Origin of the sequence: Bradyrhizobium erythrophlei (assembly GCF_900129425.1) — a bacterium.
In the GTDB taxonomy this organism is placed as follows: domain Bacteria; phylum Pseudomonadota; class Alphaproteobacteria; order Rhizobiales; family Xanthobacteraceae; genus Bradyrhizobium; species Bradyrhizobium erythrophlei_C.
Genome location: NZ_LT670817.1, coordinates 2,219,075 through 2,240,321, shown reverse-complemented (window position 1 = coordinate 2,240,321; position 21,247 = coordinate 2,219,075). Strand labels below are relative to the sequence as shown.

Genomic DNA, 21,247 nt, shown 5'->3' with positions numbered 1-21,247 from the left:
TGGAAAATATCAAGTTTCCTAAATAAGCCACCCGGGAGCGACCGCCATGACCCGCCATACCACCGCATTCGAGATCGAGCGTCCGGTTCCAGCCAGTCAGGCCGCCGAGGATCTGCTGCCAGGCTCATATGGTGTGGGCCGCGCCAGTGAAGCTCCCGTTCCCGCACCTCGGAAAAAGTTCAATTTTCGCAAGGCATTAATGACCGGCGTTGCGTTGGCGGCGCTTGCCGGCGCGGCCTGGTACGGCTGGGATTACTGGACCGTCGGCCAATATCTGGTTTCGACCGACGACGCCTATGTGAAGGCCGACAACACCACCATAGCCCCAAAAGTCTCCGGATATCTGCGGGAGGTGCTGGTGGGCGACAATGAACGGGTCAGGGCCGGCCAGGTGCTGGCGCGGATCGACGAGCGCGATTTCCAGGTGGCGCTCGACCAGGCCAGATCCGACGTCGGTGCGGCGCAAGCCGCCATCGCGAGCAAACAGGCCCAGCTCGGCGTTCAACAGACGGTGATCGACGCCGCAAGGGCAACCGTCGACGTCGACAAGGCGACCGTTACCTTCGCCGCCCAGGAGAACAAGCGCTACACCGATCTGGCCAGCACCGGTTATGGCAGCGTGCAGAACGCACAGCAGGCGCAATCGCGCATCGCGGGCGCACAGGCCGCGGTTCAGCGCGACACCGCCAATCTCGCATCGGCCCTGAAACAGGTCGATCTGCTCAAGGCCGAAATCGCCCAGGCGACCGCGTCGCTGGCTCGGGCAAATGCGGCGCAGAACCAGGCCGAACTCAATCTCGGTTACACCTCCGTCGTCGCGCCGATCGACGGCATCGTCGGCAACCGCAGCTTGCGCGTCGGCCAGTTCGTGCAGGCCGGGACGCAACTGATGTCGGTGGTACCCGCCACCGGCGCCTATGTGGTCGCGAATTACAAGGAAACCCAGCTCACGGATGTGCGCCAGGGACAGGCGGTCGATATCGCCGTCGACATGTTCCCCGGCCACATCGTGCACGGCCGCGTCGACAGCATTGCGCCCGCCAGCGGCCAGGAATTCGCGCTGCTGCCGCCGGACAACGCCACCGGCAACTTCACCAAGGTGGTGCAGCGCATACCGGTCAAGATCGCACTCGACCGCGACAATGACTCCTTGGTCGAACTACGTCCGGGCATGTCGGTGATTCCGACCATCGAGACCAAGTCGCAAGCCCGCGATCGTCGGGCGGTTGCCGCATCCAAATTGTCAGGCAAGGTTTCCGGAGGATAGTGCCATGTCAAATCCTGTCCTGTCAGCCGCGCTACCCTCGCTTCCTTCCTCTTACGCAGGATCCGGGCGCGCAACCATCGATCCGAACCGCGCCAGCGTCACGACCTGGATCGCCGTCCTCGCCGCCATGATCGGCTCGTTCATGGCGATCCTCAACATCCAGATCACCAACGCCTCGCTGCTCAACATCGAAGGCGGCATCGGCACCGGCGTCGACAACGGATCGTGGATCTCGACCTCATACCTGATCGGCGAGATCGTGGTGATTCCGCTCACCGACTATCTCAGCCGGGTGTTCTCGTTCCGCCGCTACATGCTCGCAAGCGCGACGCTTTTCGCGGCGTTCTCGGTCGCCTGTGCCTTCACCCACGATCTGCCCTCCATGATCGCGATGCGCGGCCTGCAGGGCTTTGCCGGCGGCGTGCTGATCCCGATGGCGTTCACGCTGGTGCTGACCAAGCTGCCTAAGCCGCAACAGCCGATCGGGCTCGCCGTGTTTGCGCTTTCCGTCACCTTCGCCCCGGCGATCGGCCCCACCATCGGCGGCTATCTCACCGAAAATTACGGCTGGCGGACCATTTTCTTCGTCAACGTGCTGCCGACCATCGTGATGGTAACGGCGCTTTATCTGACGCTCGAGCGCCAACCGATGCAGCTCAAGCTCTTGAAAGAAGGCGACTGGGCCGGCATCGCCACCATGGCGATCGGGCTGTCGGCCTTCCAGACCGTGCTCGAGGAGGGCAACAAGGATGACTGGTTCGCCTCACCCTTCATCCTGCGCCTCGCGGTCGTCGCGCTGGTGAGCCTGTCGCTGTTCGCCTGGATCGAGCTTTCGATCGAAAAGCCGCTGATCCGGCTGCGGCTCTTGACCCGCCGCAACTTCGGCGTCGGCACCATCGCCATGACGCTGCTCGGCTTCGCGCTGTTCGGATCGGTCTACATCCTGCCGGCCTATCTCGGTCAGGCGCAAGGCTACAATGCGGAACAGATCGGCGAGGTGCTGGCATGGACTGGCCTGCCCCAGCTCCTCCTGATTCCGCTGGTGCCGAAGCTGATGCAGCGCTTCGATGCCCGCTATATCGCCTTCACCGGGCTGATGATCTTCGCCTATAGCTGCTTCATGAATACGGCGATGTCGCCGGACTATGCCGGCGACCAGCTCTGGATTCCCAACATCGTGCGCGCCATCGGCCAGGCCATGGTGCTGACCCCGCTGACCTCGGTGACAACAGGCGATACCGCTCCGCAGGATGCGGCGGCGGCGTCCGGCATCAGCAACATGTTCCGCAACCTCGGCGGCGCGATCGGCACCGCGGTGCTTGCCACCGTGATCACCAAGCGCGAGCAGTTCCACTCCAACATCATCGGCCAGTCGGTGACGCTCGGCCGCGAGGAAGTGCGCAACCGGATTGCGCAGATGACGGACTTCTTCATGGCCCACGGCGTGCCTGACCCGGCGGCGGCGCATCAGCAGGCCATCATCGCGCTCGGCAACGCGGTGAAGCGCCAGGCGCTGGTAATGGGCTTCAGCGATACCTTTGCAGTGATCGGCTTTGTACTGGTGCTCGCCGCCACCGCGGTGGCATTCACCCGCAAGGTGAAAGCAAGCGGGGCCGGAGCGCACTAAGATCGCAGTTCAAATGGACGTGTCGATTGGTGCTGTGGCACGCCGCAGCCAATCCCACAGCTTCCGCGGCAGGTTTCTGCGGGGAATACGAGCTGTTATACCCGTCTCTTCACCGGATTCAGGCGCCGTTTTTGGCGCTCTGGAACCTGGTTCGACAAATTGCATAGAAGGCAGATCTCGCTGCGGCGGACTCGATATCGGTGCCTTCGGTCGCCGCGCGAGTTGGGCAAGTGCTGCCGCTTCAACCGCGAGCGGACCCACATTGGCGAGAAAAGCGCGTTCATAGCCGCGCGACAGCCGCTCGATTGCGGCATCGAGCGGCAGCCAATCGACGGCCCTCACATCATACATCAGCTCGTAAGCCTGCTCGCCGCTAGCCTCCATTCGCCAGTAGTGGACGACCTTGGACCGTCCGCCGGACTCATAGACCAGCGTTCCCAGAAAATCGTGCACGGCGACGTCATGCCCGGTTTCCTCCATGACTTCGCGCTCGGCGGCGCCGCGCGGTGTTTCGCCATCATCGAGCTTGCCCTTGGGAAGCACCCATTCGTTGCGCTTGCGCAGCCGCACCACCGCGATCAGCGGAGTTTCCTCCTGCCGCAGCACGATGCCTCCCGCCGCCAGAACAGGCACTCGCGTCATCTCACGTCCCAAGGTTTGCGATTTTCAATCGCGGTTCGATCGCCGTTGCATACCGCCGTCCGATGGCGAAATCGAGATTGACGCCGGTGGTGGGGAGCGAAAACTGAGCGGACGGCCTGGGGCAGCATCGAGACCGCCCCCGAGCGCGTCGACTTCGATCCGGCTCGGAACTTCCCGGTACATAGCCGGATTAAACTCGATCGCTGACAAGCGCATCTTGCACGCTATAGTTCGAGACATCATTTCCTGCACAGGTCGTCAGCCCTCAATGGCAAATATCTGGGCTCGCAAATCCGCTGCGGTGTTGTTGAACGAGGCCGCCGAAAGCGACGGTGCGGACGGACAGACGCGGCCTTTGCGGCGGACATTGTCCGCGCTTAACCTGGTCGCAATCGGGGTCGGCGGCATCATCGGCGCGGGAATTTTCGTCCTGACCGGACACGCTGCCGCAGCAAATGCGGGGCCCGCGGTCTCGCTCTCATTCCTCCTTGGCGCGGTTGCGTGCGCGTTCGCCGGACTGTGCTACGCCGAAATGTCGTCGACGGTGCCGATCAGCGGCAGCGCCTATACTTACGCCTATGCCACCCTTGGTGAGCTGATGGCGTGGATTATCGGCTGGGACCTGATCCTCGAATACGCCGTGGGTGCGATCACGGTCGCCATAGGCTGGTCAGGATATGTCGTCAGCCTGGCCAGGGATCTCGGTCTGAATCTCCCGGCACGATATGTATCGTCTCCGCTTACCTACGACGCCGCCAAACACGCGTGGTCGCTGACCGGCGCTGTTCTGAACATCCCGGCGGCAGTGATAGTTGTCGTCATCACAGCGCTGCTGGTCGCAGGCATACGGGAGACGGCGCGGTTCAACAATTTTATTGTGGCGGTCAAGCTTATCGTGATCGCGCTGTTTATCGTGTGCGCCGTACCCGCCTTCAGCACAACGAACTGGATTGCGCCGGGCAATCCTGCCGGGGCTTTTATCCCGCCCAACGCAGGTGTCGGGATTTATGGCTGGTCGGGCCTGCTGCGCGGCGCGGCTGTGGTGTTTTTCGCCTATATCGGATTCGATGCCGTCTCGACCGCAGCACAGGAGGCCAAAAATCCGAAGCGGACATGCCGATCGGCATTCTGGGCTCGCTGGTGATCTGCACGGTGCTTTACGTCGTGGTTGGTTTTATTCTCACGGGAATCGTGCCTTTCGACAGGCTGAACGTTCCCGACCCGATCGCGGTTGGTATCGATGCGGCCGGGGTCGGCTGGCTTTCTCCGTTTATAAAGCTCGGAATCATCTTCGGCCTGACCTCGGTCATTCTCGTGATGCTGCTGGCGCAGCCGAGGATTTTTCGGGCGATGGCGCATGACGGTTTGCTTCCCCCGATGGCCGCGAAGATACATCCGCGCCTTCGCACCCCCTACGTGTCGACCATCGCGACGGGCGCAGTGGTGGCCGTTCTCGCAGCGCTGTTGCCGATCGGCCTCGTCGGCGAGCTCGTCAGTATAGGGACGCTGTTTGCATTCGCCGTCGTATCGATCGGAGTCCTGGCGTTGCGCATCACCCAGCCGAAGCTCAGTCGCCCGTTCAAAGCGCCGGCGATCTGGATCGTCGCACCCGCCGGCGCCGCGACCTCGATATTTCTGATGTTCGGTCTCCCGGTCGACACGTGGATCAGGCTGGCGGTCTGGCTCGCGATCGGACTGGTGATCTACTTTGCCTATGGGGCGCGGCACAGCCGGATCACGGCCCACACATAGCCGGAGCAGTTTCGCTTCGCCGCGGCTACATCATCACCGGATGTTTTCGCTGCTGCTTCCCTCGTCAAGAGTCGAATTATTTTCGTGCCGGCTTGGCATTCGCGCGGGATCAATTCCCGTGTGCGCGCGAGACGTTAGCCCTGTGGGCACACATGGCGTCAGGCGATCTCTTGGCCCTGCCGCACACTGCGCTGGCAACAGACGCCACGCTGCTCGATCTCCAGATCACGATAATTTCACGGCCACGCCGACAGTCTCGCGCCCTGAACGGAGAACGTTTCAATGGCGGTGCATGAGGGGATCGAGGCATCTGCGCTCCGGATTTCGGAAACTACTGCGGCCGATGATCTTGTTCCCACTTCTGGAACGCCTCGCGGCTTCCGACATTTTCTTGGCTCGCCCCGGCCGTCGCAGCGGTTCACGGTGTATGGGATCGACCCGTTGGCGACGCCGGCACATCTGCCAAGGGTACGAGGGCTGATGAACCGATTGTCGCGGCGGATGGATGCCGAATTGCCTTGGCCCGCTCACAGCGATACGTCAATCGAGCGCTGGGAAAATCCCGGTATCCCGTCGGGCTACACTTATCTGCTGCAGTTTGTAGCCCATGATCTCGTCCACTCCGCCATACCGCTTTCGGTTGCGGGGGTCCTTGATGCCGATACCGCGAATGCCCGCCGCTCCGCCCTCAAGCTCGAAACGCTGTTTGGCGGCGGCCCCGTCGGATCTCCTTCCGTGTATGCGCTCGACGCGCCGAACGACGAGCGACGCACCAAGCTGCGGCTTGGCCGGATGCGCTGGAAAGATAAGGGCGTGGAGGCCGGCTGCCCGTTCCGTGATATCGCGCGGACTCCGGCGGAAAACGTCACCGGGATAGACCGCAGCATTGCGGGAAAGCGCGTTGCTCTCACGGAAGCGCTGATCGCCGATCCCCGCAACGACGACCACGCCATCATGTCGCAATTGACCGCGCTGTTCGCGCTGCTGCACAACGGCCTGGTCGACGTCGTTCGCCGCGGCGAGCCCGCCACCGGCCCCAATGCCAGCCTGGGTGCCGCCTACAAACGGTTCCTGTGCGCGCGCGACGCATTGACGCTGATCTATCGCAACATCGTCCGGAAGGACTTGATGCGGCGAGTGATCCACCCGGAGATCTACGCGGCCTACGCCGGTACGAATCCAGACTTCATCGATCGGCCTGCACCTTCCAACAGTGGAGCGACAAGTCGCGGCATCCGAGAGCATGGCGGCTGGCAAATCCCCCTTGAATTCTCCCACGGCGCATTCCGGTTCGGCCACGCCATGGTGCGGCCCGAATACGTCATCAATGATCTCGCCACCCACGATCTGAACAACACCCTGGAAAAGAACTCGGCGAACGACCCCGTCAACATGCCGCTCGATGCGACATGGATCGTGCGCTGGTCGTACTTCTTCGAAATCAAGGGATCGAGGCCCAATTTCAGCCGGCGTATCGGCCCGTTTCTCAGCGACGGGCTCGGCAATGACCAGTTCTTTCCCGCTGTCGATCAAACCAATAGGGTCGGCCTGCTCTATCGGGATCTTCTGGGCTCAGCGCTCGCCGGCCTATGGTCGGTGGATGCGCTGATTGCCGAGATTGCCGTCCGGCGACCGCACTTCATCGGCATTTCACGGTTGCTCGCCGATCGTCCGTACCGGGTCCGCGAACTCCGCAATTGGCTGCCCTCTGTACCGAACTATGGCGGGCTCACTACCGAGGACATCGAGACCCTTGCGAACGACCCGCCGCTGCCTTTCTTCATCTTGTTCGAGGCGATGCAGCAGCCGCACTCGGAGGGCATGCATCTTGGACCGCTGGGTTCGATCATCGTGTCGGAAGTGATCTTCGGCGCCCTCGCGAACGATGAGCTTCCTGCCGGCAACAGTTCAGCTTCGCTGACCGAAGCGCTCGCTGAAGTTTCCGCTGAATATTACCCGACAAATGTCTTTGAAGAAGTACCCGAAATTGAACGCATGGATCAGCTGGCGGAGTTTATCGCCGAGATCGCTGGTCTGCGACAGGCCGTACCCGCATTTCTGTGAGTCGGACTCCTTCCGCCTCACGCAACCCGGAGGACTGAACAGATGGCTATCGAAAGAATGGTGGTGACGAACCATGAGCGTTGGGGCAACCTGGTCAAGACTTGGTCGACCGGCAAAAACTATCTCGACGACGACAACGAGTATCCGATCCCGGAAACCGTCGAAGCATTCAAGGAGCAGCTCGCCAAGGCACAGGTGTTCATGACCGTGCCGGATCGCTTCAAGCAGATCAAGTTCGTGACACAGGAACAGGATACGATCGTGGTACGATTGCCGCCAAAGGTGATGATCGCGGATTCGGAGGAACGGCTGAGCCAGCCCGGCGCAACTTATCCGCTTCCGCCGTTCTACAAGCGCCTGTTCAACGGCATGGATCCGGTGATTCCCGAGAATGAGAAATTCCGCGTGCATGCCGAGCGTATCGGCGATTATACGATTAGCCTCTGTTCCTGAAACTACCTGATTGGAACGGCTGGGCAATACCTTCGACTGGAAGTCCTGCGCCACGCAATCCGTCGCGCAGGGCTTCCCATCGCGCCCTTACACTGATCGGATGGGCTTGCAGCGTCCAGCGGACCACGGCCTCGTCGGTCGGGGCTAGTGATCCAACCCAAAACGAACGTATTCCGTTGAGGTAGCGTTGAGCCTCTTCCCGCGCCATATCCGGTTGCCCGAGATGAATCAGCGCCGCCGTGCGCCACGCGGGCAGTATCTTTACAACACCCTGCGCGCGATCGATGGCCTCGACAGCGCCGGCGTAATCGCCGCACAGGAACCGGATGATGCCATGGTAACCCCATCCGAGATATGGGGGCGCTGGCGAAAGGGCCAGCGACTGCTCGGCCCGCAGCCGAGCCTGCTCGATCGATCCGCAGAAAGCGTAATAGTGCGCAGAGGACAATAAGGTCCACGGGTCGTTGTCGTTCAGCTCGCAGGCGAGTTCCATGTGCGGCGCCGCCTCGGCCTCCCGGAACGCCATCACATAAGACCAGCCGCAGCACAGATGCGCTCTGGAATCCACCGGATCCAGTTGAACGGCACGCTTGGCGAGTTCAAGCGTTGCCTGTGCCTTGCCGAGTTCGCGGAACAAGCCAGGGTGAACAAAAAGCTCGTTATTGTTCATTTGCACGAGGCTGCTGTAGCAAGGCGAGAACGTGGGATTTTCCCGGATGGTATCGCGGAAGATGGTGACCGCGCGCTGCCAGCTTTCCGCATCGTATTTGAAATGCAAACTCTGCCCGCGCAGCCAGCGATCGTGGGCATCGAGCGAAACGTCGGGTTCGCCTGCAAGCCGCTTCAGCCGTTCGGCTGATAGCTGCACATTCAGCGAGGTCGCGATCCGGCGGATGATGCGCTGCTGCGTCTCGAACCAGTTGTCGAGGCTGAGCCGGAGGCTTTCGCTCCAAATGTAGATGCCGGTCGCTTCATCGCGCAGCACCATCACCATGTTGATTTCCGTACCCGCCTGATACGCCGTCGTTTCGATGCAGTATTGCGGCGCCGAATCCGGCGGCGGAAAGGCCGCCGCGGCCGGCGGGCGATCGATGACGCTCCATTCGCGGAAACGCACCAGGCACGCCGCAAGATGCAGGCTGAACCCCTGCACCAGGTGGGCATGGTCGCTGTCGATGCCATGCATTTGAAAAGGTTGCAGGACAAGGAGAATTTTGGCCGCGGCCCCGGAGTGCCTGGCGGCCGGCACGATCAGGCGGTCAGACGGTCCGTGACTTGTACGTACCGCGCTTCCGCCTGATTCGAGCCGAACGTCAGACCGGCCTGCCGGCCGTGCGAAGGCGCCGAGCTTGATGTCGGCGACGAGTTCTTCCGTTATCGCCGACGGCTCCATGCCGTAATCGCGATCCAGCAAGTCCCAGAGCGCTTTGTAAATGCGCAGCGCACCCGCCAGGTCGCCCTGCTCCGCATGCACGCGCATGAGATGGCAGCAGGCCTCTTCGTGGGTAGGGTCGAGATTGACGATGGCTGTTGCGATTTCGGTCTTGACGTCGGCGTCGATATCCTTCGCGACCAAACCGGCACCTAGGCTTCGCATCAGCCTGTCATTGATGGTCTGACGCTTCGCAAGAACCCAGATCCGGAATGACGGGTCGAGGTCGTCCATGCCCTCGAGAATCCGCTCGCCGAGATCTGGGGTATTGAGCAGCAGGGGATGGACGCTGCCGCTTTCCGCCAGCCGGATGACGCTTTCGATATCGACCTCGACCTTCTCGGGGCTGAGATGGATCGAGAGTCTTCCCGCAGAAAATCCGCCATATCCCGCATCCTCAAACGCGGCGCGTAGTTCGCGCACGACCTGGCGCAGCGAAGCGCGGGCTTTTTCTTCGTCCGAACGGCTCCACAACAAGCCGACAAGCCGCTCGCGGCTTTCGTGTTTGGCCTCGGTAAGGGCGAGATAGCTGAGAACGGCACTTGCCTTCTGGGTTCGGAGTTCGACCAGGCGGCCTGCAAACATGATGGTGGGGCGTCCCACCAGCGAGATCGAAAGACGCGCGGCGGTTTCGGGGTTCGCTTCGGATTCCCTTGCCGCCAACCGGTGAGTGACCGCACTCTGTCGCATCCGAAGATTTTCCATTCCGGGTTGCCGTTTCGGAAGCCTATATCAAGGCGATGCCGTCGGTATAGGTCACCCCCCCGCCTGTTCGCGCAATCATATCTGCCAACCGCGACGTAGTGATTTCGGACGGGTTAAGCTGGAGGCCGGGCGCGATAACCCGGGCCACCGGAATTCCAAAGCGCGGGCGGGTCAGGTCGAGGCCGAAGGTTTCGATGCCGAATTGGCCGAGGCGGCGGACAATGATCCGCAGCACCGTGTTCGGATCGGTGCTGTCGACCGCGAAGTGTTCGGCAGGCTCCGGCAGCGGCTGCAGCAACAGACATCGACCGGCGTCGACCATGGTAGCGCGCCGTCGATGAACCCGGTCCCGCTCGTTGAGCGCGGCTTCCCCACGCTCGCTGCATTTCGCTCTGATGTCCTTCGTCAAGTGGTTTGAACGCGAGATATCGTCTCCCTGCGATTTTCGCTGGAGTGCGCGATAATGATGATCGTGCAAGGGTGGAGGCGAAGCCTGAAGACGTCGGTGATCAAGCTCTGATACGCGGGTTTAAACCGCAGTTCCGAGATTTCGTCCGGGGCTGTCCCTTGTCTACGCGCGGGCGTCGATCGTTTGATCGGCCACAAAGCGAAATCGGGAATTCCCCTGCCGTGGCTTCGCCCCCGCCGTTGCACGATATTTGTCCGGATTGCGCCCGGCGCTGGCTCCTTGTCAGGTCTGTCGCTGCGCTCACATCGCCGGCGTCGTCGGCGCGCCGATGGCGCGACTGACTGCCCAAATGAAGCCCGACAGCTCACGCGCAATCGCGGTCACCACGAGGGTCGGCCGTTTGCCACGCCGTGCCAATGCGCGGTAGCGCGCGGTCAGGCGCGCCTGCGCCTTCCAAGCGATCTCCTGGACGGCGGGCGGTGCGGCTTCCACCTTGCCAAGCTTCTTCTTGCCGACGCGTGGGGGATGGCGGTAGCTCCAGGAGCACTCCACCAGAATGCGCCGCGCCCGGTGGTTGCCGGCCTTGGTGATGCCGCCGCGCCAGACCCTGTCACCAGTCGACTCTTCGCCCGGCACCAAGCCAAGATAGGCCATCAATTGGCGCGGGGTTGCAAAGCGCGACAGGTCGCCGATCTCGGCGAGAAAAATCGTAGCCGAAATGAGATCGAGACCGCGCACGGCCATCAGTGCCCTCACCACCTCTGCAAGCGACCAGTCCGTCACTGCTGCGGCGATCGCCCGCTCGAGCCGGATCACGCGCTCGTCGGCTTGCCGGACCGCCAACAGCATCTCCTCGAATGCGATGCGTTGTTCGCGGTGGGCGAGCTTCTGGCTCACCAGCCAGTTCATATGGGCCCTAGTCCAGGTTCTCTTGCCCGTATAATGCCGGCCGAGCCGCAGCAGCAACGACAAAACCTGCTGGCGTTTGGATTTGAGGTCGGCGACAGCAGCCTCGCGCGCCCGCACCAGGTCCCGCATCGCCTCGTGCCGCGCATCCGGAACCCAGACCGCGGTCAGTTCGCCCGCGCGCAACAGCTTGGCCAGATTGAGCGCGTCACGCCGATTGGTCTTCACCCGATCGCCCGGCTTCTTCGGGATCAGCGATGGCGCCACTACCACACACTCGTGGCCGAGGGTTTTGATCAACCGGTGCAGATCATACCCGGTCGGCCCGGCCTCATAGCAGAACGTCAGTCGCCGATGCTGCGCCGCAAGCTTCTTCACCAGCTTGCACGTCGCCGCCTCCGTGTTCTCAATCTCGCCGAGATACCGCACCTCGCCGTTCCGCCCGCCCTCCGCAATTGCCACTGCATTGCGCAACTTCGAGGTATCAAGACCAACGAAAACTTCGCTACAATCCGCCATGACTCGTCCTCCTTGCCTGAGGCTCTACCCGGCCTATCCGGGTAACCCTCGCTACAGCATTGAGGGCGAGTTGCCTCGGTCAGGGAAGGACATACGGTCTTCGACCACAGCGTGGGCGAGTTCGATCTGACACATTTCCAGAATGGCAGATCGGGCCGCGGCCTTCAGTGTTGGCCGGGCAGCAAGGCCGAGCGCAAAACCGAAGCCGTCCGCGCGGCAGGAAACCGCCGCAACGCAGGGCACCCCGATATCCGTCGTGATATCGAGCAACCAGCTATGCCGCGCCGAAGCGTTTTGCCGCAACTGCGCCAACAGGGTCGCGGCCATGATCTGGGCCTCATGCCCGGGCGGGATCGATTTGCCGCGGTTGCCGCCCTGCCACCAAAGGCTGGCTGCGTCGCGCTCGATCAGTTCGAGCAGGCCGTGCAAGGCGGCGGCGTCCCAGGATTTGCCGGCGGCCGATCCGGTGCTCAGTGGAAATGACGGCTTCACCTCTTGCTGGGCCGGTGGCCGCCGCAGACACAGATCCGCCGGCAACAAGACCTCTTGGCCGTCGATCAGCCGCGTCGCGCGGTGCCACGAAAGCGCAGCGTCGAGGCGCAGGCGGCGCGCCGAGAAAGCGGCAAGGAAATCCCTTCCTTGCGCACCGAGCTTCGCGGTCGGGTCGCCAAGACGAGCCCGCTCGAGTTCGTCATTTCCGGTCTGCAATTGGGAAAGATATTCGATACCTTCCCCGATACATCCCTGAAACGCTTCCTGCAGCGAGACACCGACGCCGGAAACACCGACGATGGGACTGCCCGCTTGCAAGGAGTCGGCAAGGCCAGGATCGAATTCGGCTCCGAAGCAAACCAAACCGGGAGCGTCGGGCGCGGCCAACTCGAATACGCGCACAAACCGCGACGCCGCTTTGAGCAGGGCAGACCGGTGGTGCGTCTCCGAACAGGATTCGGCTCCCTTGAATTCGGCTGCCGCATATCCAAGCGACTCCAGCAGCAGCCGGGCTTCCGGGTTATCGGTTTTTTCCGAGTCGTCGCCGAGCAACAATAAAGCGGCACGCGCAAACAAATTCGACATCCGATCTCCTGTTCACGATGGCCTCACGCCTGCTCCCTACAGTCGGGCGCGTGGAGACTCAGCGTCGCTCCGGAGAAACCCATGCTCGCGAAATCCTTTGTCGTCGCCATGGCGGCCGATATTGCCCGCTCGGACTACGCAAAGCCAGCGGTCATCCGCAGCCGCAGCCGTGAATGGCTGATCGCCTGCCGCTGGGGGCCCGATGGCGAATACCTGTCGATTGCGACAGCTGGCGCCATTTTGGATCCCCGTGGGCTTGCAGCGCCCGATGCGATTGCCCCCATCCACAGCCTTGTCGGCGTGCTGGTCTCAGAATCCGAAACGGAAGCCGCCAGCACTTTTCTGCTGGTGCGCCAATTGCCCGGTCCGATCGAGCTTGCGGGCACTTTCTTTCCTGCCGACGGCTACGTGTTGCTGCAGCAGCGCGACACTATCAGCCTGATCTCCAAAACCCGCTATTCGCACAGCTGCGGCTGGCTGGATGGCAAAGAGATCCGCAAGGATATTCCCGACCCGGCGCCGTCCTCAGCGGAGGCGATGGCATGGCATATCGAGGCAAAGCGCTGCAATTGGATCGGCGAGTTCATCTCCAGGCCACTGGTGCAGGCACGGCGGGCGATACGCGCTACCGGATGACCATCGCGGAATCATCGGTGCACCGGGTTTTCCGCGACGACAAATGCAGCGTCCAGCACGATGCTTCGGCACGTCATTGATGCGGCTTCATCTGATGCCAGACAAACCGCCAAATTAGCCAGGCGCCTCCAGCAGAGGCCGGACGTGGCGATCACCGCTGTCTGCCGGTCGTTCACCCCGTAACAACGAAGCCGCACGCGCCAGCGGCTTCGGTATCGCGCCCTTGCGGTTCACGGTGGCCTCACGCCTGACGGACACAGTCGGGCGAACGGGGGCATTTGGATTCTTGCTTCGGAGGAAAATATGCTCGCGAGATCCTTTGTCGTCGCCATGGCTGCCGATATTGCCCGGTCGGATTACGCTAAGCCGACCCTTATCCGCAGCCACAGCCGGGAATGGCTGATCGCCTGCCGCTGGGGACCCGACGGCGAGTACCTTTCGATCGCGACCGCTGGCGCGATTTTGGATCCCGGTGGGCTGATGGCGCCTGACGCCATTGCCCCCATCCACAGCCTGTTTGGCGTGCTGGTGTCGGAGACGGACGTCGCCAGCACTTTTTTGCTGGTACGCCAGTTGCCCATTCAGATCGAGCTGGCCGGCACTTTCTTTCCGGCAGACGGATACGCGTTGCTGCAGCAGCGCGAGACCATCAGCCTGGTCGCCAAAGCCCGCTATTCGCACAGCCGCGGGTGGCTCGATGGCAGAGAGATACGCAAGGACGTTCCCGATCCCGCGCCTTCCTCCACGGAGGCGATGGCATGGCACATCGAGGCGAAGCGCTGCAGCTGGATCGGCGAGTTCATCTCGGAATCCTTGTTGCAGGAAAAGCATGCCATTCGTGCGGCCGGGTGACCCTCATCGCGGCATGCGGGCGCGGCCCGCCACAGGTTGCGTCGGGTCTATGCCCGCGGCTGAATTCGGCGCCGGCGCTCGCGACGTTTGGCGGCGGCGGGACGCGGGATTGAAGATTTCACTCGAGGCTGTTGGTCGGCGACACTTTTAACCAGCCGGGCGATAGCACGCCGCACACGGGGATCGGTCGTCCGCGCAAAAGCCGTGAGAACCCGCAATGCATCCCGCTCGGCAAGCAGTCGAAAAGGCGATTTCGGTCCGGCGGATTTTTCCTCGGAGGATTCAAATAGTTCGCCGATCGAAATGCCCAGCACAGAAGCGATCCGCGATAGCCGGCTGGCGCCTACCCGGTTGATTCCCTTCTCGTATTTCTGCACTTGCTGAAAAGCGACCCCGATTTTCCCGGCGAGGTCACCCTGGCTCATTCCGCAATGGGTACGAAAGATGCGAATTTTGGCGCCCACCATAAGGTCGAGTGGGTCGGGCGTTTTGGCCAACATGGCAAGACCTCCAATTGCTGGCAGACCTCACCACAACTATAGGCGTTGGCCGAGCTAATGTGCAATCCCCTTGATCGGTTTTTCCCGTTCGAAAGTCCCTTGCGTCAGCACGCACCTTCCCTCCGGATCGATCGCAACAGTGATTGTCTGGCTGGGCGCAGCCGCAAGAAATTTTTGAAGGATCAGCCTGCTCTCATCGGAGAGTCCAAAAAGCCCGCGCATCAGTTCAAAGAACCCCGGCTCCTCCCCGACGTACAGCAATTCGAGAAGTTCGGCGATTGTGTACCGTCCCAAAGCCGAGAAAAGTCTTTCGGTTTCGTCAACCGAGTTACTCTCAGTTGAGCGATCAAAGTTGTAAATGATCGCGCTCATTTTCCCCCCGATGCGTCGAAGATGCTCGCTCAACCCCGCCACCTGGGAATCTGCCCGCGGCACCGTGATTTCAGCGTGATCGCAAGGGAACCGGTTTGGAACCGACTGTTTCGATCGCGTTGTCGGGGATTTCGCAGCTTTTTTAGGGCATCAGGGCACGGTCGGGGCCGCAAACACGACCACAAGCCGCAACTCTACGGGGCTGAACCCTGCCGAGCCGATGGCTTGCGTTCGATCGGGTGAATGTCGATGGCCCGCAACCGGCCCATGCGCAGTACATCCATCTCAAGCGCGCGATCGATCCGGTCGCGATCGAGCACACGGATCAGATCGTCGACGCCGTTCACATCAACGCCGTCGAGCTTGATCACGACGTCGCCGGGCAATAACCCGGCTCGTGCCGCCGGACCGTCCGGTTCGATCTGGGCCAGCAGGGCGCCCATCTTGTTTTCGACACCCGCGACCACGGCATGCCGTCTCGGGATTGGCGCAGTCTGGCCGGACACGCCGATATAAGCGCGCCTGACATAGCCATGCCGGATGATTTCCGACAAAACAAACTGCGCGGTGTTGCTGGCGACCGCGAAGCAAATACCCTGTGCGCCGCTGATGATCGCTGTGTTGATGCCAATCACCTCGGCGCCAGAGGACACCAGGGGGCCGCCGGAGTTGCCCGGATTGAGCGCGGCGTCGGTCTGAATGACGTCTTCGATGGTCCGGCCGCTCACCGAGCGGATCGAGCGGCCGAGCGCCGACACCACGCCCGCCGTCACGGTCGACTCAAAGCCCAGGGGATTGCCGATCGCAACCACCAACTGCCCGCGGCGCAAGCTCCTGGAATTGCCGAGTGAGGCGTAGCGCAGATCCCGTACGCCGTCGGCACGCAGCAGTGCCAGATCGGTGTCGGGATCGACGCCGAGCACCCGCGCGTCGGTGACAATGCCCTCATTGTCCCGCAGCCTGATCTGCTTCGACGACCCAACCACGTGATTGTTGGTCAGGACCAGCCCGTCCGGAGAGATGACGATTCCGGAGCCAAGGCCGCCGCGCTCGCGTGCATCCCGCACTTTCGAGCCCGTTTCAACGCGGACCACGGCGGGTCCGACCCGCTCTGTCACGCCGATCACGGCATTGGAATAGGCGTCGAGCAGGGCGTCGTCGTTGCTGGCGGTTGGTTTAGCCGTCTGCGATGAGGGGACCTCATCGAACGTTTCGTGGGTCAAATTCAACATGGGGGAATTCCTTCGCATGCCAGATGGTGACCCCGTTCGGCCCCCGCAAGAGCCCGAAACGGCGGTCACCGGCCAAGTGGCTGCCAGGCTTGCGAAAAACGCAGGCGTTTCGGCTGCCGAGGCCGGCAAGGAAGCGCTAGGGCCGCATGACGATATACTCGAGATTGCCTGCCTCGGCCGCGGCATCCATGGCTTCCGGCAATGCGGCCAGCGGGTACACGCGCGGACGAATAGGTTTGATGTCGAGCAGCCCGCACCGCAACAGATCGAGCAGCCGCCGATACGCGCTGGCCGGGTACATGAACTGGCCGAGGATCTCCCAACTGTTCATCATCACGGTGGTGTAGGGAATCGGCAGCTCCGTCGTCATGCTTCCCATCAGCACCAGCCTGCCGCCGCGACGCAGGCTGTGAAGTGCCGCCAGCGTCGAGTTGGGATCGCGCGCCTGCCCCACCATATCGAATGCGATATGCGCACCGCCGCCGGAGGCAGAGCGGAGCGCGCCGGCGTCAGCTTGCACATCGCCTGCCAGCGTGACGGTCGAAACCCGCGGGCCGCTTGCGCGTGCCACCGCCTCCAGCGCCGCCGAATTGCGGCCCGCGGCGATCACGCGCGCGGCTCCCATGGCGACCCCGAGCAATACCGCCGCCGTGCCGTAGGCGCCCGTGGCTCCGTTCACGACCAGGGTCTCACCCGCGGCGAGCCGGCCTCGCAGCAGGCCGCCGTACGGGATGATGCAGCGCCCGATGGCCGCAAGCTGTGCCGCCTCGATATGATCCAGACCCTCGACAGGTGTGACGGCTTCGACAGGCATCAGCGCGTACTCAGCGAGGGTTCCGTCAGGCCAGTCCGCCATGACCGCCTCTGCGCCGGCGCCGGCCGTCAGGCCGATGAGAATCTGCGCGGGGTCGTCGACATTCTCCGGCGCAACGAAGTGCGATGACAGCACCACGCGCTGCCCCGGCTTGAGATGCCAGACATCGCGGCCAACCGCCTCGACGACACCCACTCCATTGGTCCCGATGGTGAACGGGCCCGGGGGCGGGTCATAGAACGGCAATTTGCCCTCCACATATGGCTTCAAATAGGACATCAGAGATGAAGCCTCGATCCTCACCAGCACGCTGCCGGGCCGCGGCTCTGGCACGCGCACATCAGCGAAGCGGAGTTCTCCGCCGAGCCGTTCGAGCTGCCAGGCTTTCATGTGAGCTTCCTGTGATTGAGATTCGATTGTTATCACACCGGCGCCGGGTCGTGCGCGATACCGGCCATGCACGACTGCACGAACAGACCCGTTCGTATTCGGACAGGTGGTCATCCCCCCAAAACTGCCGCCCGCACACGTCATTTTCGGCGTTACGATGCGCTTCGCCGGGCTATTGTGCGAAAAGTCGGGACAATTCAGCGCCGACGTCAGATTGTCGCGGAGGATCGGCACCTGCGCGCCCGCATGTGAAGGCCGCGCAGCTTGCTGCAAATGACAGCGTGCGACCAAGCTCCTCGGAATTCATCCGCGCCAGCGCTTCCGGTCCGATCCTACCGATGGCGCGCAAAGCAAACAGCAGGGCGGCTTGAAAACTATCGCCAGCCCCGACGGTATCCACAACACGTACCGCCGGCGCTTGGACCTCCACGGCCCCCGCTTCTCGATGCCACGCCAGTGCGCCTCGAACTCCGCGCGTCACGACGACCAGGCTTGCACCCTCCTCAATGAGCGACTTGGCCCTTCCCGGATAATCGCTACCGCCGTACAGAAATTCAAAGTCGACATCCGACATCCGCACGATCCCGGCGGCCGCGGCAAACGCATTCATCCGATCGACGTAGCGAGCCTTGTGCTTGACCAGATTGGGCCTGCAATTCGGATCAAAGGAGATGGTGACTGATCCGCGCGCATCCTCGACCATGGCAAGCGCCTGGGCCGCCCCGTCGTCGCCGGCGAGCGTCGTCGATCCGACATGGATTGCTTCGATTTCGCCGAAGGGAATGGAGCCGCGCCGATAGGTCCAGTTTCGCGACGCGGTCTGCTCGTCATAGAAGGCGTATTGGGGCTCGCCGGCGACGGTACGCACGAACGCCAGCGTAGTCTGGTGATCGCTGCGCGTCGCATGGCGAAGTTCAACCTGGGAGGCGAGAGCGTGGTCGACGATCATGCGACCGAACAGATCGGTCGAGATGCCACCCACGAACCCTGTCGGCGCGCCAAGACGCGCCATGCCGACCGCGATATTGAGGCAAGCACCGCCGACCACCGGGACCAAGGCGTCGCGCCCGTCCACGGATTTGACGGGCAGGAAATCGATTAAGGCGTCTCCGCAACTCAGCAGCATTTTCTGGGTACTCGTACCAGGATCTGCGATTAATTCGATCCACGCATCGCGTCGCGACTTTCCCGGTCCATTTTTCGCATCAATCCATGGACCCGCCGCTTCGACCGGTGGAAGTCGGCCATCCCCGACGTCGTCGGTTCGCTCAACCAGCCAATCGCCGACATCGAGGTCATCGCCTTGCTGATCGATCCGCAAGATCCGCCCGCGACGGCGCCCAGCATGGCCGCTCCGAGCAGCACCGGTTCCTGCGTCTCTGGAAGCGCGACGGTCAGCCCCGTGGTATCCGCCATGATCTGGCGGACAAGCGAACTCCGACCGGCACCGCCGCCGATCACCATCAGGTCGCTGTCGACACCGTGCGAACGAAAGGCATCGACGACATCCGCAAGGCCGTAGGCGAGGCCGCACAGTCCCGCCACGAACAGCCGCTCCATCGAGCCGATGTCGACGTCGAGATCCATTCCTGCGACGATCGCCCGCGAATCCGGATCGGCGAACGGCGAACGGTTGCCGAGAAACTCGGGTAGAACATGGATGTCGCGGGCAAGCAAAGCCGCCTCGCCCGGATTTTGCGAGCGCGAGAGAATGCGCCGCTCGAGAAATTCCAGAATTTCCGTACCGCCGGCATGCGCCGTCCCGACGGCCTCGCTATAGGCCGGGTGTGACCTTATGAGATGATCGATGGCCGCGCCCGCGGCAGACTGACCGCCCTCGTTGAGCCAGAATCCAGGAACCATTCCCGAATAGTACGGGCCCCAGACGCCCGGGACGAAGCAGGGTTCGGATGTTGTCGCCATGATACAGGCGGAGGTTCCCATGATGTAGGCCAGACGACGGCACACATCGACCGACCGACCTGATTTCTCGCGGCCTCCGATCGTACCAACGCCCCCGGCATGGGCGTCGATCAACGACGCGCCGACCGGCGTCCCCGCGTGCAGGCCGAAATCGCGCGCGGCAGATTCGGTCAGGCCGGCACCCAGCGGCGTCCCGGGCGGAACGATCTCCTTTCCGATTTTCGCGTAATTATCCGAGGCGAGATCTCCGAGACCGACGCGCTCGAAATAGCTGCCGCTCCAGCGGAGTTCGTGGGCCAGAAAATTCCATTTGCAGGCAAGCGTGCAGATTGAACGTGTTGTCGATCCGGTCGCGCGAAACGACAAATAGTCGGCGAGATCGAAGAAGTGACCCGCCGATCGATACGTCGACGGCAGATGCCGCTTCAGCCAAAGAAGCTTGGGAATTTCCATCTCGGGCGAGATCGAGCCGCCGACATAGCGCAGTACGTCGTCATGCGTATCATTGACCAGACGGGCTTCAGCCAGCGCGCGATGGTCCATCCAGACGATGACATTTCGTCGGTCGTCGCCCGACGAACTGACCGTCAGCGGATTGGCGGCGCCGTCGAGCACCACGAGCGAACAAGTGGCATCGAAACCCAGGCCCTTGACGGCCGAAGGCGCAATTGCCGCCTCCACGACAGCGGTTCGGACAGCGGCGGCGCAGGCTGCCCAAATTTCGGACGACGACTGTTCGACGACGCCGCCTGCTTCATGCCAAACGGTGATCGGATGCCTGGCTGTCGCCAACAGGGTCCCGTTTTCGTCGAACACGCCGGCGCGCGCGCTCGATGTTCCAACGTCGACACCGATGAAGGCCTGCCTCATTCCAATTCCGTTCAAGGTCCGCGCGAGCCTACCAGCACGTATAGCCTCCATCGACCAGAACGACACTCCCGGTCATCAGGCTTGCGGCATCAGATGCCAGAAACAGGACGACGGATGCAACTTCGTCGACCTCCCCCATCCGGGCCATCGGCGTACCGCCGATCCAGGCATCATACATCTGCTTGTTGCTCTTGACGAATGCGTTGAGCGGGGTGGTGATGTAAGTCGGCGCCACGGCGTTGACGCGCACGCCGCGGGCGCCCCACTCGGCTGCGAGCGACCTGGTGAGGTGGTGCACCGCGGCCTTCGAGGCGTTGTAGTAGCATTGTTCCTGCGGTTTGTTGACGATGAAGCCGGACATCGAGCCGATGTTAACGATGGAACCTGACTTCGCGTCCAGCATGTGCTTGCCGAAGGCGCGGCAACACCAGAAGGTGCCATTGAGGTTGACGTCAACGACGTTGAGCCAGTGTTCGTCGGTGACCTTTTCCGCCGGTGTTTCACTTCGCGCGATACCGGCATTATTGACAAGGATATCGATCTTTCCGTGCCGTGCCGCGAGTTGATCCGCAATTTCGGCGACGCGCACGGAATCCGTCACATCCATGATGGCGATTTCGGCAGAATAACCGCCCGCCCTCAGCCTGGCGCAACCGGTCTCGGCCGCTTTCGGATCGTGATCGGCAATGATGACTTTCGCCCCGGCCTCCGCGAGCGCCTCCGCGCATGCTAACCCGATTCCCTGCCCGGCGCCCGTGACCACAGCGGTGCGGCCATCAAGTTTGAATTTTTCCAGATACATCTC

The 21,247-nt window shown here is 62.4% G+C and carries 19 protein-coding genes and 1 pseudogene; 7 read left to right on the top strand and 13 right to left on the bottom strand.

The features are described 5' to 3' along the window. The first annotated feature begins 46 nt into the window (after positions 1–46). Positions 47–1,267: an HlyD family secretion protein gene (locus B5527_RS10515; protein WP_079601227.1), complete on the top strand. Its 1,221-nt coding sequence runs from the start codon at positions 47–49 to the stop codon at positions 1,265–1,267. Between the two features lie 4 nt (positions 1,268–1,271). Then, positions 1,272–2,894, top strand: coding sequence for an MDR family MFS transporter (locus B5527_RS10510; RefSeq protein WP_079601226.1), 1,623 nt, complete (start codon positions 1,272–1,274; stop codon positions 2,892–2,894). Positions 2,895–2,903: 9 nt separating this feature from the next. Here B5527_RS10510 and B5527_RS10505 read toward each other — a convergent pair whose 3' ends face one another. Further along, positions 2,904–3,536 carry an NUDIX hydrolase gene (locus B5527_RS10505; protein WP_079601225.1) on the bottom strand — a complete coding sequence of 211 codons (633 nt, stop codon included), beginning with the start codon at positions 3,534–3,536 and terminating at the stop codon, positions 2,904–2,906. A 268-nt stretch (positions 3,537–3,804) separates the two neighbouring features. Between B5527_RS10505 and B5527_RS10500 the strand changes: the two are divergent. Beyond that, positions 3,805–5,288, top strand: a pseudogene (locus B5527_RS10500) (amino acid permease). A gap of 540 nt (positions 5,289–5,828) precedes the next feature. On the opposite strand, the gene B5527_RS45905 reads toward B5527_RS10500, so the two are convergent. Then, a complete protein-coding gene (locus B5527_RS45905; RefSeq protein ID WP_210199312.1) occupies positions 5,829–6,278 on the bottom strand; it encodes a hypothetical protein in 450 nt (149 codons plus the stop codon). Between B5527_RS45905 and B5527_RS10495 the strand changes: the two genes are divergently transcribed. Both B5527_RS10495 and B5527_RS10490 read left to right on the top strand, forming a co-directional pair. Then, positions 6,252–7,352, top strand: a complete 1,101-nt coding sequence (locus B5527_RS10495) for a hypothetical protein (RefSeq protein WP_210199311.1) — start codon at positions 6,252–6,254, stop codon at positions 7,350–7,352. The genes B5527_RS45905 and B5527_RS10495 overlap by 27 nt on opposite strands. A gap of 42 nt (positions 7,353–7,394) precedes the next feature. Then, the gene (locus tag B5527_RS10490) at positions 7,395–7,805 is read left to right on the top strand and encodes a hypothetical protein (RefSeq protein ID WP_154072145.1); all 411 of its coding nucleotides are present in this window, start codon (positions 7,395–7,397) and stop codon (positions 7,803–7,805) included. Here B5527_RS10490 and B5527_RS10485 read toward each other — a convergent pair. The 4 genes from B5527_RS10485 to B5527_RS10470 form a co-directional block, all read right to left on the bottom strand. Beyond that, positions 7,789–9,927: a BTAD domain-containing putative transcriptional regulator gene (locus B5527_RS10485; protein ID WP_172842535.1), complete on the bottom strand. Its 2,139-nt coding sequence runs from the start codon at positions 9,925–9,927 to the stop codon at positions 7,789–7,791. The genes B5527_RS10490 and B5527_RS10485 overlap by 17 nt on opposite strands. Positions 9,928–9,964: 37 nt before the next feature. Continuing rightward, on the bottom strand, positions 9,965–10,351 hold the full coding sequence (locus B5527_RS10480; protein WP_276329325.1) for a YcaO-like family protein: 387 nt from the start codon (positions 10,349–10,351) through the stop codon (positions 9,965–9,967). Between the two features lie 300 nt (positions 10,352–10,651). After that, positions 10,652–11,776 (bottom strand): IS110 family transposase, encoded by a 1,125-nt coding sequence (locus tag B5527_RS10475; protein ID WP_079601220.1) that lies wholly within the window; start codon positions 11,774–11,776, stop codon positions 10,652–10,654. Positions 11,777–11,827: 51 nt separating this feature from the next. Then, a complete protein-coding gene (locus tag B5527_RS10470; protein WP_079601219.1) occupies positions 11,828–12,853 on the bottom strand; it encodes a YcaO-like family protein in 1,026 nt (341 codons plus the stop codon). An 81-nt stretch (positions 12,854–12,934) separates the two neighbouring features. On the opposite strand from B5527_RS10470, the gene B5527_RS10465 reads away from it, so the two are divergent. Beyond that, positions 12,935–13,489: a hypothetical protein gene (locus tag B5527_RS10465; RefSeq protein ID WP_079601218.1), complete on the top strand. Its 555-nt coding sequence runs from the start codon at positions 12,935–12,937 to the stop codon at positions 13,487–13,489. Between the two features lie 303 nt (positions 13,490–13,792). Continuing rightward, positions 13,793–14,341: a hypothetical protein gene (locus B5527_RS10460; RefSeq protein ID WP_079601217.1), complete on the top strand. Its 549-nt coding sequence runs from the start codon at positions 13,793–13,795 to the stop codon at positions 14,339–14,341. Between the two features lie 47 nt (positions 14,342–14,388). Here B5527_RS10460 and B5527_RS10455 read toward each other — a convergent pair whose 3' ends face one another. The 7 genes from B5527_RS10455 to B5527_RS10425 form a co-directional block, all read right to left on the bottom strand. Continuing rightward, positions 14,389–14,841 carry a helix-turn-helix domain-containing protein gene (locus B5527_RS10455; protein WP_079601216.1) on the bottom strand — a complete coding sequence of 151 codons (453 nt, stop codon included), beginning with the start codon at positions 14,839–14,841 and terminating at the stop codon, positions 14,389–14,391. Between the two features lie 54 nt (positions 14,842–14,895). Beyond that, positions 14,896–15,213, bottom strand: a complete 318-nt coding sequence (locus B5527_RS10450; RefSeq protein ID WP_154072144.1) for a hypothetical protein — start codon at positions 15,211–15,213, stop codon at positions 14,896–14,898. Between the two features lie 194 nt (positions 15,214–15,407). Next, positions 15,408–16,445, bottom strand: a complete 1,038-nt coding sequence (locus B5527_RS10445; protein WP_079601214.1) for a S1C family serine protease — start codon at positions 16,443–16,445, stop codon at positions 15,408–15,410. A gap of 136 nt (positions 16,446–16,581) precedes the next feature. Further along, entirely contained in the window at positions 16,582–17,649 is a 1,068-nt protein-coding gene (locus B5527_RS10440) for a quinone oxidoreductase family protein (protein ID WP_079601213.1), read from the bottom strand. A gap of 172 nt (positions 17,650–17,821) precedes the next feature. Continuing rightward, positions 17,822–18,775, bottom strand: a complete 954-nt coding sequence (locus B5527_RS10435; RefSeq protein WP_079601212.1) for a carbohydrate kinase family protein — start codon at positions 18,773–18,775, stop codon at positions 17,822–17,824. Positions 18,776–18,804: 29 nt separating this feature from the next. Beyond that, on the bottom strand, positions 18,805–20,442 hold the full coding sequence (locus tag B5527_RS10430) for an FGGY-family carbohydrate kinase (protein ID WP_079601211.1): 1,638 nt from the start codon (positions 20,440–20,442) through the stop codon (positions 18,805–18,807). A gap of 28 nt (positions 20,443–20,470) precedes the next feature. Next, positions 20,471–21,244: an SDR family NAD(P)-dependent oxidoreductase gene (locus B5527_RS10425; RefSeq protein WP_079601210.1), complete on the bottom strand. Its 774-nt coding sequence runs from the start codon at positions 21,242–21,244 to the stop codon at positions 20,471–20,473. Between the last annotated feature and the right edge of the window lie 3 nt (positions 21,245–21,247).